Below are 15,902 nucleotides of genomic sequence, written 5' to 3' on the forward strand. Positions count from 1 at the left end.
GGGCATGGGGCATGGGGCATTGTTTATTTCCCTTGTCTCCCTAATTTCCCCCACTCCCCACTCCCCTCAACTGTAGACAGCCCTTGCAAAACGCTCTGCCAAGTAAATAATGTCTTGTCTACGAGCAATTTGGTTCATCCATTGTTTGGGAATATTTTCTACTCCGTAGTAAATTCCCGCTAACCCACCGGTGACGGCGGCGGTAGTATCTGTATCTCCGCCTAAGTTGACAGCTTTCAGTACCGCCTCAGAATAAGACGAGCTATTTAATAAACACCATAGGGATGACTCTAAGGTGTCAATCACATAGCCACCAGAATTAATCTCTTCTACTGGTACTTTGGCAATCTCACCACTGAAAACTCTGCCAAAATGGGGCTTCTCTAATAAAAATTCCCGCACAGAATAAATTGTTTGGATGTCTTGCAATCCTTGTAAATAAGCTGTTTGCGAGTCAGCCCCTTCTAAGAGTGCCACTGCAATACTAATATAAATGCCACAGGCCATTTGCGATCGCGCATGAGCATGAGTAATTGCCGAAACATCATGCACCCGCGCCAGCAATTCAGCTAAAGTGAAGCTTCTGTGACAATAAGCCATCGGCAAGATTCTCATTAAAGAACCATTGCCATTACTATTTTCCACCTTACCACCCGCCTGATGGGGAACCACTCCCTGCTTCAGGCGCATAATTGCTGTGTGGGTAGTTTGACCAATATCAAAGACATCGCCACGGGGAGTCCAGTAAGCCTCCTTGTACCAGCGCCAGAAGGAATTGGCTATGGCATCCAACGAATACCCCCTACAAAGGCATTCCGCCAAGCAAAAGCTTAAGGAACTGTCATCTGACCAAGTTCCTGGTGGTTGATTCCATGTGCCATAACCAAGCATTGTTGTCACTGGAGATTTTACTCGTTCAGCACGGCTAGTAAACTCCACCGGCACACCCAACGCATCACCGACACATAAACCCATCAAACCAGATAACGTTTTTGCAGCGGTTAGCATTATTCAATCTCCACAAGAATTGCTCAAAATTAACTTTATAGATTCCCTCTATAGCTTGTTGCAACAGATGTTACAGCCTACTTTTTCATCCTCTGTGAAAAGCTCGGCAAAAAAATGTTAATTGGATATTTTATTTGCCATGTCCCAACTTAGTTTTAGTTCCAAATATTGTGACAGTTTGAAAAGCGTCTATCTGGAGATAAAGAAGCAGGATGAAAATACATTTAAATGTAATTATAACAACTTATTTATAAATTTCAGGATTAGTTACCCTGTAAGCGTTATGCATCAATAACAACAGTCATTTAAGAAAAATTGAGAATCATTTGGAACATTCCCACATGATTTTCGACCTTTAATATACAAGTAAAAAATACAAAATTTGGTGAAAATTATGAAACACTTACTCAAGTCTTTCTTGACAATTTCTGCATTGTCTTCCTTAATAGTTGCTCCTCTTGTTCTATCAGCTGGTCAAGCTTCTGCTCAAATCAAAAAGGGTACTGATGCTAGTTATGTTGGTGCCGGTGTTGCAGCTGGCGTTACCAGTGGCGGACAAGGTATCAACGATGATGCCACATTTGGCGGTAATGTCACAGGTCGCTTGAAATTAGGAACTACCCCGTTTTCTGCACGCGGTAATGTCCTCTGGAGTGATCAGACAAGTGCCATTATTCCAGAACTTTCTGTGGATGTACCCATTGCGAATAGAACTAACGCCTATTTAACTGGTGGTTATTCTTTTGTAGAAAAAGATGGCTCACCAACTCCTATAGGTAACAAAGATTCAGTAGTGGTAGGTGCTGGTGTTGAATCGGAAGTTGCTAACAATTTCCTCGTCTACACTAATGCCAAAGTCGGAATTGGTGCTTACCAAAATAGCGATGCTTCTGCTGTTAGCATTAATGGTGGTATTGGCTATCGCTTCAAATAAAAGATTATTGAGTCCTCAGTCAGTTTATACTTTACTTAGTACTCAGGACTCAGCACTAAAAAATCACTACTCCCAAAAGCTGGTTTTGCTAAGTATTACATCACTGACAAAGCCAGCTTTTGCCGTGGTAAAATTAAAACATTCCTCATTATTCCGGCCGGATTACCGGGGATCAAGTAGCCAAAGGGTGCTGATTCGGCGTCTACTTAATGCTTTATTGAGAATACTATACAAGTCTAATGGTTAAATCTGCTCCTTCCCCCATCGCTAGCCGTAAGCCTTCCAAAGTAGAAGGAATCAAGGAAAATAGTAATTTTTTGCGTGAACCTGTAGCAACTGAGATCCTTCAAGATACTACCCATTTTACCGAAAATGCGGTGCAGCTTTTGAAGTTTCATGGTTCTTACCAGCAGGATAACCGCGACAACCGCACCAAGGGACAGGAAAAAGATTACCAGTTTATGCTGCGGACAAAAAATCCGGGTGGTTTAGTACCGCCGCAGCTGTATCTGGCTTTAGATAAAATCGCTGATGAGTATGGTAACCACACGTTACGAGCAACTACTCGTCAAGGTTTCCAACTGCACGGAATTTTAAAGAAGAATCTAAAGTCAGCAATTGCCACCATTGTCAACAATCTGGGTTCGACTTTAGGAGCTTGCGGCGACATCAACCGCAATGTGATGGCACCACCAGCCCCCTTTAAGAATCGCCCAGACTATCAATATGCTTGGGAGTATGCCCAGAATATTGCTGACTTGCTGTCAGCGCAAACGGGCGCTTATTACGAGATTTGGCTAGATGGGGAAAAAGCAATTAGTGCTGAAGAGAACCCAGAGGTAAAAGCAGCTCGACAGCGCAATGGGAATGGCACAATTATCCATGACAACGAAGAACCGATTTATGGCACGCACTATATGCCGCGCAAGTTCAAAATTTGCGTGACTGTGCCAGGGGATAATTCAGTAGATTTGTATTCCCAAGACCTGACGTTGGTAGTAATTACCAATAAAAAGAAACAACTGGAAGGATTTAATATTTTTGCTGGTGGTGGTTTAGGTAGAACCCACGGTAAAGAAGAAACTTTCGCTAGGTTAGCAGACCCCATCGGTTATGTGGCGAAGGATGACGTTTACGACATCGTGAAAGCGATTGTTGCTACCCAGAGAGATTATGGCGATCGCACTGACCGTCGTCATGCCAGACTAAAATATCTAATCAACGATTGGGGCGTAGAAAAATTCCGTACCCAAGTTGAAGAATATTTTGGTAAATCAATTGAAGCCTTCAAACCACTGCCAGAGTTCAAATTTTACGACTTCCTCGGCTGGAATGAACAAGGTGATGGCAAGCTATTCTTAGGAATTTCCATTGACAATGGTCGAATCAAGGATGAAGGTTCGTTTCAACTGAAAACCGCCTTGCGGGAAATTGTCGAACAGTTCAACTTACCCATCCGCCTCACATCCAACCACAACCTAATTTTTTACGATATTGAACCAGACAGCAAGGAAGCTATTCAAGACATTCTTAGCCGTTACGGTGTCGGAGACGAACCCAATAAAATCGAACCTTTAGTGCGGTATGCAATGGCTTGTCCGGCTTTGCCTACTTGCGGCTTGGCAATCACGGAATCAGAACGAGCAATACCAGGTATTTTAGAGCGGATTCGCGCTCTGTTAGATAAATTAGGTTTACAAAAAGAACATTTTGTGGTGAGGATGACAGGATGCCCCAATGGGTGCGCTCGTCCATACTTGGCTGAATTGGGCTTTGTGGGTAGCGCTCCAGAATCTTACCAAGTATGGCTAGGGGGTTCGCCAAATCAAACTCGACTGGCACAACCTTATATAGAAAAGCTGCACCATAATGATTTAGACAGCTTCCTAGAACCGATTTTTGTTTACTTTAAGAAATCTCGGAAATCGAAGGAAAGCTTCGGTGATTTTTGCGATCGCGTTGGTTTTGATGCCATCCGCGAATTTGCTGCTAGCTACGATCCCCAAACAGCCAATGGTGCAAACAAATCGCGCCACCGCGTAAATTTGAAAGAAGAGGTTTATGGCAAGTTGAAGGAAGTAGCAGAAAGCCAAGGTAAGCCGATGACTCAGTTGGTTACTGAAGCGCTAGAGGCTTACTTCCAAAATCTTTCGTAAGCCGAATAAGTAATTAAACGATAAATGGACACAGATGGACTTATCTGTGTCCATCTTTGATTTGATATTCCTGAAATTCCAAAATTCCATGTCTCAACTGCAAAGAATTGCGATCGCACCTTCTCAACTCCAACAAGGGCAAATTTTGCTCACAAAAGAACAACAACATTATTTGGCCCGTGTGCTGCGTTTGCGTGAAGGCGATCGCTTTATTGCAATGGATGGTAAAGGAAAATCGTGGTTAGCGCAGTTAGCAGGGGAACAAGCACAGGTTTTAGAACCGCTTTTAGTGGAAACAGAATTACCTGTATCAATTACGCTGATGGTGGCGTTGCCCAAAGGTAATGGATTTGATGAAGTGGTGCGGTGTTGTACAGAGTTGGGAGTAACTTGTATTGCACCAGTATTGAGCGATCGCACTTTGCTTAATCCTAGTCCTCAAAAGCTCGAACGTTGGCGGCGCATCGCTGCGGAAGCCGCTGAACAATCAGAGCGTTCTTTTGTGCCGATAATTTTAGAACCTGTTGCTTTTAACACGGGTTTGTCATTAGTCATTGGTCATTCATCATTTGCAAATAGCCAACAATATATCTGTGTAGCGCGTGGCGAGTTTCCCCACTTAAAAGATTGCTTACAGCACAAAGGACAAATGACAAATGACATTGGACAAGAAAAAATTGTCATTGCTACCGGCCCAGAGGGAGGATGGACAACACCAGAAATTGAAAATGCGATCGCATCCGGATTTCAACCTGTTTCTCTTGGTCGCCGCATCCTCAGAGCAGTTACGGCCCCAGTAGTAGCATTATCCTTGATTACCGCAGCTTGTGAAGTATAAATGATCTATAGCTCACGCAAAAGTAGTTTTGCATGAGACATCACTCCACTGTTTATTTAAAGTGATGATTGAGCAAGTTGCGATCGCCTTTGAGCATAAAGATTATCAAACAGCTGCTAAATTACTCAAACAGCTGCTAGTAGAATCGCCAGAACATCCTTGGGTACAATATTATCTCGGTCGACTGCATGAAGTATCTGAAAAATACCAAGATGCAGAAAAAATTTATCGGCAACTGCTGCGAGATACAAGGAATGCCAAAATAGTAACGCTCGCACGCGAAGCTTTGCGACGACTACAAGAAATGGAGCTTGAAGAAAGACAAAGAGCCATTTCCCAAGCAAAATCTGAACCGAATGATACTGAACTTGGCGTACTAGTCTTAGAGCCACTCAATAACGAGATGAAAGCAGAAGCATCTCGGAAATTCGCTCAGATTATGCAACTAGACCCCTACACTGCACGGCTATTACTACCAAGTCGTGGCTGGAGGTTGTACCGCACTGGACAAGTAGGAGAACTAAAATTTTACGGCAAACAGTTACAGCAAGCTGGTATTCCTTGCTTTTGGGCAACGATAGCTCAAATTCAACAAATTCAAGTTTATCAAGTCAAATATTTTCAAGAATGTACCCCACAAGCTACTGTTGTTTGCCGCAACGAGGTAAATCAACTCGGTTCTCTCACTTTTGATTGGTCAGAAGTCACAGCAAGAGTAGTAGGACTGTTGCCCATTTTCGAGGAAGTGGTAGATCGAGATGTGCGCGGTAAACTGGAACGGAAAACTCAAACACAAGACTATACCCAGTTTTGTGATTTACACATACCTGGTAGACGTTGCATTCTCCGACTTTATGATCACGGCTATGAATTTCAGCAAGGTTTAGAAATCATTCCCCAAGCTAGCCAAAATACAATCAGAATTAATTGGAATAGTTTATCGAGTTGGATTGACCAGCAACTACCTGACGCCATAATTTGGTCAGATTTCACATCCTTTGCAGATACAACATTAGATCAAACAGAAATGCTGAGTCATATCAAGTCTCATATTCATTTGTTGCGTAGAGAAAAGACTAATTGGGACTCAGCGTTTCAGCTATATAGTGGACTGGTGTTGCTTAAAGATGCAAATTAGTTATGCAAAGAAACCTACTATAAAAGATGCAGTTATAGTAGAGAAAATTAAGCGATCGCTCCTAATTTGGAGAGTTCTCCATCTACAACTGACAAAGTTATCTTAACCGTATAATCTATAGAGACCGTAAATTTACGGTCTCTATCAATTATTTAGGTGTTTTAACCTGACGTGCCATCTCTAAATAAGCACTCATATTCGCCCCTGGACGCCGACGACCATTAGAGCTTGTAGTCGAAGGAGCAAGATATTTTGGCGCAAAGGTTGTTTCAGTTGGCTGCTCTTTGATTACTTTGGCTGCTGCGGCTTTTGCATTTTTGCCCGGTTCAACTTTAAGACCCTCAGCAGTCTGGACTAATTGAACATCAGCTGGTTTGGGATTTTTAGCTGATTTTGCCTTACCCTTACTTGCAGCGGTTTTTGTTCCGTTCAATGAATCTGGCTTGGATGGAGTTGGTGCTTCTGATGCAATTGTTGCCGTTACTTTCTTAGCGTTTGATGCAACTGTCTCTGCTACTTTTTTCGCGTTCGATGCTACCTCTTTAGCAGCATCTTTGGCAGCATCTTTGGCTTCGTCCAATTCTAAGAAGTAGCCGTTGCTTTTCTTCTTCCCTGGTAAAAGTCCGGTAATGAAACCCAAAATACCCGAAATTAACTTTTTGATAAAATCCACTACAATTACTCCTGCCTGTTATAGTTGGAACTCGACCGTAATTGTTAAAAATTACGACAAAATGTTACATTTTCTACTTTGCGTCACCCCGTTCTGGTGACAACCCTTATAGGTTTGTGCTTAATTAACATTGTAGTAAAACTACAGAGCAAATGTTCTATCGCAAGCATTTGCAACCTGTATACATCGAGAACTAATTATTAAATTTTACTGTAACGAAGAGCAAGATTCTGAAAGCAAGCTTTACAAAAATTAACATTTATTTGTTTAGTAAATACTTATTCAATTGAAACAAACAGTTTACTCTCAACCAGTGGGAGGAGTGTCATAGCCTATTGGCAAATGGTGAGCTTAATTAGTTAAATTTTATACAAATAGTTTTTGAGTGCATTTCAGTTTTGCAAAAATATCTTTTAAAGAATCCGAAAAACAATAACTTCAGTTTGTAGAGCAGTATGTACCTACAAAAGTGAAATACACCCCTTACTTCAACCAGATTTTGTAAATGAACACCGAAAATCAGCAGCGCAATCCCGTTTTGTTAATACACGGAATTGAAGATACAGAGGCAGTTTTCCATAAAATGAGGGCATACCTCATACAACGGGGTTGGTCTGTATATAGCCTGAATCTGCTTCCTAATAATGGTGATGTGGGTCTTGATGAATTGGCAAAGCAGGTAGCCGATTATATTACAGCTACCTTTGCATCAGAACAACACCTAGATTTAGTAGGCTTCAGTATGGGAGGAATTGTCAGCCGTTACTATGTACAGCGACTAGGAGGAATAAACCGCGTGCAGCGGTTTATCACCATCTCTTCACCCCATCATGGAACTGTCGTTGCTTATGGTTCCAGGCGTCCTGGTTGCCTACAAATGCGCCCCGACAGCATTTTTCTCAAGGATTTAAATTCTGATGCTGTAATATTAGGGCAGCTAGATTTTACATCTATCTGGACACCTTATGATTTGATGATTGTCCCAGCTAATAGTTCACAAATGTCCATAGGAAGTGAAGTAATAGTACCAGTTGCTCTACACCCTTGGATGCTGACAGACACGAGAAGTTTAGCAGTAGTGCAAGCAGCTTTAACAGAAGGTATTAAGCTGCCCTTGCTGAAGAAAAAATCCAGTCAGTAGCTAGAATAATCGCCACGCTGGATTTATTCATCTTTAAATTACGAATTACTTAAGTCCTATCTCCAATTTGTGTATGTTCGTAACTCCCAAAAATCGCCTCTGGGTGACGATAATACTTGAACTCCATGAGGTTATAAAAGGGATCTTCTAAAAAGAAAGTGCGATGCTCAAGAGGAGAACCAACAAAGCGATTTTTGGTTTCTTCGCGAAAAAGTAACTGCTGTTGTTGCGCCCTTTCTAGTAAGTCTTGCCAGTCACGTTCTTGGGTAAAAATTAGCCCAAAGTGTCTGGGATATATGGTATGTTGCGGTGTCAAGGGTTCTTTGGTGACGTGAGCCACTAGTTGATGACCGTAGAGATTGAGAATCAGGGCATGGTGGTTTTCACGACCAGGAATGCAGCCCAAGCCATCTACATAATATGCTTTTGTCTGGGCAATGTTAGTTACAGGGAAAGCCAGATGGAATAAAGTTTGGCTCATAGCTTGTGTGGAAAAGATTTGTAGTTGATACTATCTACAATTTATGCTGTTAAATCTTGATTGTGGTCAACTTGAACACAGTTTTAATTGACATTAACTTATATTCTTTATCCTTATAACTTTCAAATGCTGCACTCTGCGGCTACTGACTTCGCACTCTACCTACATAATTTAGATAATTTACACTTAATTTTTTAGGTAACAGCTTTGTCTCGTGCAGCGATAATAATTGAGGTTTGCATAGGCAGATGCTTAGGAACAGTCTATTTAATAACTTACCACTTTCATAAGGTGTGTTGGGAATTTTACGCACCCGATGAAAGTACTTTAGGTGGGTAACGCACCCGAATAGTCCACCCAATGAAACAGAAGTTTTGCATTTTGTTTAATCCACGTTCTTGATTCAATATTGCAGTGTATATCTAAGATATTGTTTGTAGTTTTAAACTCAGCTTTCAGCACGATGCTTACGCAATTTAGTTAATAATACAAACATATTACTTTAGCTAGAGAGGTTTCAGAAATTAAGCACGAAGCATCACAAATTCGTTATTCTGTTGATATTCAGACAAAATTACTCATGATTAATTGCTGATGTCATCCTTAATTGATTCTGTTAATCCCTGGTTAGTAGCAGTTGTATTAAACACAATTTTATTGGGTGTAGCTTGGATTACTCCGAAAAAGCTACTTACGCCCGCTGGATTATTTCATGCCTGGTTCCTGGCTATCTTAATTTGGGTAACTCTAGGCTGGCAAGGATATGCAGTAGTAATGTTCTATTTTTTGGTTGGTTCTGGCGTTACCCGCATCGGTATGGCGCAGAAGGAGGCAGAAGGAATTGCCGAAAAGCGTTCTGGGGCAAGAGGCCCAGAAAATGTTTGGGGTTCGGCTTTGACTGGGGCACTGTGTGCCTTGGGAGTAGGGTTGATAAATTCGGGGTTTCTCGTACCTACTTCCCAGTCCCTAATCCCTAATCCCCAGTCCCTATTATTGTTAGGCTATGTAGCGAGTTTCAGTACCAAGCTGGCTGACACCACCGCCAGCGAAGTTGGTAAAGCTTATGGTAAAAGTACTTTTTTGATTACCACGCTCCAGCCAGTGCCACGAGGTACAGAAGGAGCGATAAGCTTGGAAGGAACTCTAGCTGGGATTGTCGCTTCTGTGGCGATCGCATTTATTGGTTGGGGAGTTGGTTTAATTGATCTATTAGGAGTCACTTGGTGTGTACTAGCAGCATTTATTGCCACCAACTTAGAAAGTGTAATTGGGGCAACACTGCAATCTAAGTATACTTGGCTGACCAATGAAGTAGTAAATATTTTTAATACATTAATCGGTGCGATCGCAGCTATGCTACTTGCTTGGACATGGATAAGTTTCATTAAGTAGACCAGCAAGAATAAACAATTACTCGTTTAGGTGGTGGGGCATTGGGGAAAACAGTTCTGAGTTGCCAGTTTCGAGTCATAGAAGTTAGATTCCCAACTTAGCACTGGCTCAACGCCCCGCTATCCATGTACAGCAATCAGTACTCCTGAATACTCTGTCCTACCGTTGACATTTTCAATCCTGTTTTGTCCCCGCTAGACTGTAAAAGTGATTGGGGGAAATTATATTATTTACTAGCTATATAATTTTTTTACCATCCAGATGTAATTAGTTCATGGAATCTTTATCATATTTATCAATCAACAACCAGATGATTTCTATATGATTTAAAAGTCCTATAAGTGTTTAACCATTTTCACATAATTAGTTCATGGAATCTTTATCATTTTTGACAATTAATGACCAAATAATTTCTATTGAGGAAGCAGTAAAGTACCTGCAAGCCTCTGGAAAATTGGGACAGTTCATTGGGGATATTCTCCGTCAGTACGTAATTGAGTCAGAAATCCGAACACGAGACGATATTGAAATTGGCACTGCAATAACTGAACAGTCAATTATTGACTTTAGGCTGAAAAATCAACTGACTGATCCCCAAAGTTTTCAAGAATGGTTACAGACCAACAACACAGATTACGCTACCTTTCACACATCGGTTACTTTTGGTTACAAGCTAGAAAAGCTGAAAGCTGTAGTGACGGAAACAAAACTCCAAGAATATTTTATTGAGCGCAAGATTTTTTTGGATCGGGTAGTACTCTCTAGAATTGTTGTTGATAATCGAGAATTGGCAGACGAACTACACACGCAAATTGAAGAAGGAGGTAGTTTTGAGCAACTAGCTAAAGAGTATTCACTTTCAGATGACCGAATTGTGAACGGCATGATGGGAATAGTCAGCCGAGGAAGTATGCCAGATATATTACGCGCAGCTATTGATGTGGCGAGTCCTGGACAATTAGTAGGACCAATAGAAATCGTTGGCAAAGACTCTCCCCAAGGAGAAGGACCTTATGGTTTGTTTCGAGTAGAACAATTTCTGCCAGCGTCTTTAGAAGATACTCAACTAAAGCAAGCACTACAAAATGAGTTATTTGAAAAATGGCTAGCAGAGAAAATTCAAAAACTGACAGTCAAGTTACAAGTGAGTTAAAAATTCTGGATAATGAATCTTTACGATTAAAAGTGCTAGCTTCTTTGCCTTGGAATCAGCCACCGCTATGTTGGCTGACTCCCGAACAACAGTCCCAATTAGAAAATGAGTGCCAAACCCGTCAATATCGTCTTGGAGAAAAAATCTGGTCAAACGATGTCGGTGGTTATCAATTCTTAATTGTGGCTGGAAAAGTTCGCTTACGAGAAGAGGGCGTTGGCAAACCAATAGCCGCCCTAGATGTGGGGGATTGGTTTGGTGACTTACAAAAGCTGTCTGCGGATTTTAAAGCTGTAGCTGCCAGTAAAGAAGTAGTAGTAGTGTGTTGGGATACAGCCCTGTGGGCAGGATTTTCTCACCCACAAATTCAGGAATTTTGGCAAGTGTTACCAGTGGACATGGAGGGAGAGAGAGAGACATTTTCTTTCTCTTCCACTCCTTCACTCGCACCAGCCTCAGAAGGGACTTCCAGTCCCCACAGCCTCCAACCCCAAAGAGGACTCCCAGCCGCTAATTTAATCGTCTCGAATTATCCATTTGTTGCCAGTTGGAACACCGCTGCTGCTTGTTTAACAATGGTGGCGCAACAGTTAGAAAATTCTGTGCAACTGGAATGGGTGCAGCGTCAACTCAGAGGACAACGCCCAAAACAGGTTGTGGAAGCAGGAGAAAAATTAGGGTTAGTGTTGCGGCGCTTACAAGTGAGTTGGGGTGAGTTGCGACAGCTGTCATTTCCAGCTTTATTACTGTGGAATTCTGACTCACCCCAAAGTCCATCCTGGGTGGTAGCTTATGGAGTGAAAGGCGATCGCTTAATTATCGCTAATCCTTTAAATCCCGAACGAACTTGTGAAACTTTGCCGCAGTCCATAGTTGAGGCATCTTGGGATGGACAATTGTGGCAAGTAGAACTCATATCTAAGCAAGAAACATTTAACCTGAGTTGGTTCACCCCAGCAGTTTGGAAGTATAAGGGATTGCTAACAGAAGTATTGTTAGCATCTTTTACCTTGCAGCTTTTGGGGTTAACAACACCACTAATTACACAAGTTGTCATTGATAAAGTGATGGTGCAAGGGAGTTTGCCGACTCTCGATGTTATGGCGATCGCACTTTTATGCGTAGCCATATTTGAGTCCATACTTGGCATTCTCCGTCTATTCATCTTTACCCATACAGCTCGTCGTCTGGATTTGAGTTTATCAGCACAGCTATTTCGCCATCTGATGCGTCTGCCTTTGGCTTATTTTGAGTCGCGGCGCGTCGGAGATACAGTAGCACGAGTCCAGGAACTCGAACAAATTCGTCAGTTTCTCACAGGTACAGCATTAACTGTAATTCTAGATAGCATCTTTGCTGTGGTGTACCTGGCATTGATGTTTTACTATAACGTCCCACTCACCTTTGTAGCTTTAGCAGTACTACCGCTATTTGCCACATTAACGATAGTTGCAACACCAATTCTGCGTAACTGGCTAAACGAAACTTTCAACCGTTCTGCCGATAGTCAATCGTTTCTAGTAGAGACAATTACCGGAATTCACTCCGTTAAAGCCCATGCAGCAGAACCAGTAGCCCGCGATCGCTGGGAAGGCTTATTTGCTCGCTTCATTCGCACAGGTTTTAAAGCCTCTACCACCTCCAATATCAGCAGCAATATTGGTGACTTTCTCACTAATTTGTCCACCATGCTGATTCTCTGGTTTGGAGCCAAATTAGTCATTGAACAAAAGCTCACAATCGGACAGCTAGTTGCATTTCAAATGCTGTCTGGTAGAGTCACAGGCCCACTTTTGCGCTTAGTACAGTTGTGGCAAAACCTTCAACAAGTGCTACTTTCTGTAGATCGCATTGGTGATATTCTCAACGTCTCCCCGGAAGCAGAACTGGGAACTGGTCTAGTTTTACCACCCCTGAAAGGACAAGTCACCTTTGAGCAAGTATTTTTCCGCTATCGGCCAAACTTTGAAGCCATTCTGCGGGGAATCTCTTTCAATGCCGAACCAGGGCAATTTGTCGGCATTGTCGGACGTAGCGGTTCTGGGAAAAGTACCCTGTCTAAACTATTGCAACGTCTCTATCAAATTGAATCAGGACGCATTCTTATTGATGGTTTTGATATAAAAAGTGCCGATTTAGCTTCACTGCGGCAACAAGTTAGTGTAGTTCTTCAAGAAGACTTTTTATTTAACGGTTCCATTTTGGAAAATATCACTCTCGGTAGTCCCGATATTACCGCAGAGCAAGTAGTAGAGGCGGCAAGACTAGCAGTAGCACACGACTTCATCAGTCAATTACCATACGGTTACGAAACCAATGTTGGTGAACGCGGTACAGCTTTATCTGGTGGACAGAGACAACGTATTGCCCTAGCAAGGTTATTTCTTTCCCAAGCACCGATTTTAGTTTTGGATGAAGCTACCAGCGCTTTGGATAGTGAAACTGAACAACAAGTACTGCAAAACCTGCAAAAAATTTCCGCTAATCGTACCGTGTTTCTAATTGCTCACCGCTTTGCTCCCCTCAAACGTGCTGATTTGATTTTGGTGTTAGAGCAAGGCGTGATTGCTGAACGTGGTACTCACGCACAGTTGTTGCAACAAAAGGGTTTGTACTGGTCACTATATCAACGCCAGCAAGCAAATATATAGTAAATTGATACTAGCTCAAAGCTTGTGGTTAGTACAGCACAGACAAGTAGGGGCAATTCATGAATTGCTCCTACTTGAGCAACTTGTTAAAAGTCAATACAGTTCAGATAAGACCAAAACACTTGTAGAGACGGCGATTTATCGCGTCTTGAAAACCCACAATTTTGTACTATTAGCCTTAACTGAACCGTATTGTGTTAAAAGTAGGGAAACTTCCGTCAACAGTCTACTAGATAAAAGATAAACGCCTGGAAAGTAGCGTAAGGATGCTCTTAGGCGAATGGCAATACTTGTCGGTTAAGCTTATGTTCGCCACCAACCAGAAGAACTCAGTTGCTTGAGGAATTATTAAGTACTGCCAATCCTCTGATAAAATCCTTGGAGCGTAAGTAAGTAAATTCATTATGACAAGTGCATCTTATATTTTTCTGGCTGGAGCAAGTCGCGGTGTTGGTCGAGAAATTGCTCAATATCTGACAGCGCAACAGCTAAAAGTCAAAGCACTCCTAAGAACAGCAGCAGTTGCGGCTGAATTAGAGAAAACAGGTATTCAAGTAGTTGTGGGAGATGCTTTGAATGTTGACGATGTAGAACGCGCAATCCTGACAGATGAACCTATTCACACCGTTATCAGTACAATTGGCGGTTTACCGACAGACGTAGAAAAGCCAGATTACCCTGGTAATAGAAATCTGATCGATGCGGCAGTTAAAGCTGGAGTACAAAAGTTTATTCTCATATCTTCTATTGGCGCTGGCAATAGTGTTGTTGCTCTGTCACCCCAAGTTTTGGCAGCACTGGGAACAGTTTTAGTTGAGAAAGACAAAGCTGAACAACACTTAATTGCCAGTGGACTTACCTATACAATCATCCGCCCAGGTGGACTCAAGTCAGAACCAGCAACGGGTAATGGCGTTTTGACTGAAGATCCGCAGATTATTGGTAGCATCAATCGTGCAGATGTGGCACAGTTAGTTGGTCGCTGTTTAAATAGCGATCGCACCAATAATAAAATATTGTCAGCCGTAGACCGAAATATGCTATTCGGACAAAGAGAATTTGCAGAATTTAGTTTGGAGTAATTTAAGCACGCCAGCGGAGTATCTGACCCTTAACAGGATTCACAAATTCTCGTTTTTCAGCGACAGACCGAGCATACTCTCGCTTCAACTGGTAGTACCACTGCGCTTGCATATCTGAGTCCTTAATCAGCCGTAGTACAGGATTATATTTCAGACCAATCTGCTGTTTTTCCACAACCGTTCGGTCTTGGTCAAGGAAAGTCCGCGCTAGTATATGCATCAGTGGTTTGAAAAATCCCACCCAAGGAAGTGTCCAGTAAAGAGCAAAAGTTACCTCAGTTTCCGTATCTGAAATGGGTGTAACTGCTGTTAAATTAACGACTCGATGCTTACCAATGGTGGTTTCTTCTATTCTGACTCCGGGTAAACGAAAAGAAATCTCCGTTTCCGGGACACCACCGCCAATCAGCCAGTATAATCGACCCCCATTCTCTGGTAATCGGTGTCGTCGCATCGTGAAGCCGTAGGGCGAAGCATCAAATTGCTTCACTTCCTCGTGCAGTTGCTCATTTCGCCACCACCAAGCACGATGAACATAAGGTGAATGAGCAGGGTCCATCAGACCTACCACTGCATGATCCACAAAACAGGGGAATTTCACAACCTCTACGAATTGGGGCGTTGGCGCAGCCCCCCGTAGGGATCGCTCATCAAACCCTGGAATTACCGGAATTTCCATCTCAGAAGCAGGAGGTTGAGGGTTATCTGGATCAGGTATATATATCCAAATATTTCCTTGGACTTCGCGAATTTCATAAGACTGTACATCGAAGCGACTCAAATCCATCTGCTGTTCTTCTACAAGAGATGGAATTGCAGTGCAACTTCCAACCGGGTTAAAGCGCCAACCGTGATAACAGCATTCCACTTCCTGCCCATCGAATCTACCACAACTCAAGGGCACACCACGATGGGGGCAAATGTCCCGCATCGCAGAGACTTTCCCATCCTGGCTGCGGACTAGCAGCACTGGTTCTCCCAAGAAAATGCGGCTGATCATCATACCTGGTTTGATTTGATCGCTAGGCAAAGCATAGTACCAAGTATTACGCAAGAAAAAATTATCGTTATTTTTCATAACTAATACCAAATTGAAATAGATAGTATATTGGACATTACTGGAACAGACTTTTGGTAAAGATATTTAATCTAAAATCCCAAATCTAAAATCCCAAATTGGTATAACTGCGTCTGCCTTTGACACAATGAAAGTCCTGGTTTATGGAAAGGAAGGTTATGCTTGAAAACATTATTT

General features: G+C 42.3%; 13 protein-coding genes. 9 read left to right on the top strand and 4 right to left on the bottom strand.

The features are described 5' to 3' along the window. Positions 1-66: 66 nt before the first annotated feature. Positions 67-1,008, bottom strand: coding sequence for an ADP-ribosylglycohydrolase family protein (locus HUN01_RS21750; RefSeq protein WP_181927945.1), 942 nt, complete (start codon positions 1,006-1,008; stop codon positions 67-69). Positions 1,009-1,402: 394 nt separating this feature from the next. Between HUN01_RS21750 and HUN01_RS21755 the strand changes: the two genes are divergently transcribed. From HUN01_RS21755 to HUN01_RS21770, 4 genes are all read left to right on the top strand, one after another. Then, entirely contained in the window at positions 1,403-1,942 is a 540-nt protein-coding gene (locus tag HUN01_RS21755) for a porin family protein (RefSeq protein WP_181927946.1), read from the top strand. Between the two features lie 239 nt (positions 1,943-2,181). Beyond that, positions 2,182-4,098, top strand: a complete 1,917-nt coding sequence (gene sir, locus HUN01_RS21760; RefSeq protein ID WP_181927947.1) for a sulfite reductase, ferredoxin dependent — start codon at positions 2,182-2,184, stop codon at positions 4,096-4,098. An 88-nt stretch (positions 4,099-4,186) separates the two neighbouring features. Further along, entirely contained in the window at positions 4,187-4,936 is a 750-nt protein-coding gene (locus tag HUN01_RS21765; RefSeq protein ID WP_181927948.1) for a 16S rRNA (uracil(1498)-N(3))-methyltransferase, read from the top strand. A gap of 64 nt (positions 4,937-5,000) precedes the next feature. After that, positions 5,001-6,074, top strand: a complete 1,074-nt coding sequence (locus HUN01_RS21770; protein ID WP_181927949.1) for a tetratricopeptide repeat protein — start codon at positions 5,001-5,003, stop codon at positions 6,072-6,074. Positions 6,075-6,222: 148 nt separating this feature from the next. Here the strand turns inward: HUN01_RS21770 and HUN01_RS21775 are convergent, their stop codons facing one another. Beyond that, positions 6,223-6,747: a hypothetical protein gene (locus tag HUN01_RS21775; protein ID WP_181927950.1), complete on the bottom strand. Its 525-nt coding sequence runs from the start codon at positions 6,745-6,747 to the stop codon at positions 6,223-6,225. 505 nt (positions 6,748-7,252) lie between these two features. Here HUN01_RS21775 and HUN01_RS21780 point away from each other — a divergent pair. Next, a complete protein-coding gene (locus HUN01_RS21780; protein WP_181927951.1) occupies positions 7,253-7,888 on the top strand; it encodes an esterase/lipase family protein in 636 nt (211 codons plus the stop codon). 49 nt (positions 7,889-7,937) lie between these two features. Here HUN01_RS21780 and HUN01_RS21785 read toward each other — a convergent pair whose 3' ends face one another. Next, positions 7,938-8,369 carry a VOC family protein gene (locus HUN01_RS21785; protein WP_181927952.1) on the bottom strand — a complete coding sequence of 144 codons (432 nt, stop codon included), beginning with the start codon at positions 8,367-8,369 and terminating at the stop codon, positions 7,938-7,940. A gap of 594 nt (positions 8,370-8,963) precedes the next feature. Between HUN01_RS21785 and HUN01_RS21790 the strand changes: the two genes are divergently transcribed. The 4 genes from HUN01_RS21790 (at position 8,964) to HUN01_RS21805 (ending at position 14,647) form a co-directional block, all read left to right on the top strand. After that, the gene (locus HUN01_RS21790; protein ID WP_181927953.1) at positions 8,964-9,761 is read left to right on the top strand and encodes a TIGR00297 family protein; all 798 of its coding nucleotides are present in this window, start codon (positions 8,964-8,966) and stop codon (positions 9,759-9,761) included. Positions 9,762-10,131: 370 nt separating this feature from the next. Further along, positions 10,132-10,914 (top strand): peptidylprolyl isomerase, encoded by a 783-nt coding sequence (locus HUN01_RS21795; protein WP_069072102.1) that lies wholly within the window; start codon positions 10,132-10,134, stop codon positions 10,912-10,914. Beyond that, positions 10,863-13,565 (top strand): type I secretion system permease/ATPase, encoded by a 2,703-nt coding sequence (locus HUN01_RS21800; RefSeq protein ID WP_181927954.1) that lies wholly within the window; start codon positions 10,863-10,865, stop codon positions 13,563-13,565. Before HUN01_RS21795 ends, HUN01_RS21800 begins: the two co-directional genes overlap by 52 nt. 404 nt (positions 13,566-13,969) lie before the next feature. Next, on the top strand, positions 13,970-14,647 hold the full coding sequence (locus HUN01_RS21805; RefSeq protein WP_181927955.1) for an SDR family oxidoreductase: 678 nt from the start codon (positions 13,970-13,972) through the stop codon (positions 14,645-14,647). A gap of 1 nt (position 14,648) precedes the next feature. On the opposite strand, the gene HUN01_RS21810 is transcribed toward HUN01_RS21805, so the two are convergent. After that, on the bottom strand, positions 14,649-15,725 hold the full coding sequence (locus HUN01_RS21810) for an aromatic ring-hydroxylating oxygenase subunit alpha (RefSeq protein ID WP_181927956.1): 1,077 nt from the start codon (positions 15,723-15,725) through the stop codon (positions 14,649-14,651). Positions 15,726-15,902 lie beyond the last annotated feature (177 nt).

Source organism: Nostoc edaphicum CCNP1411, assembly GCF_014023275.1.
Classification (GTDB): domain Bacteria; phylum Cyanobacteriota; class Cyanobacteriia; order Cyanobacteriales; family Nostocaceae; genus Nostoc; species Nostoc edaphicum_A.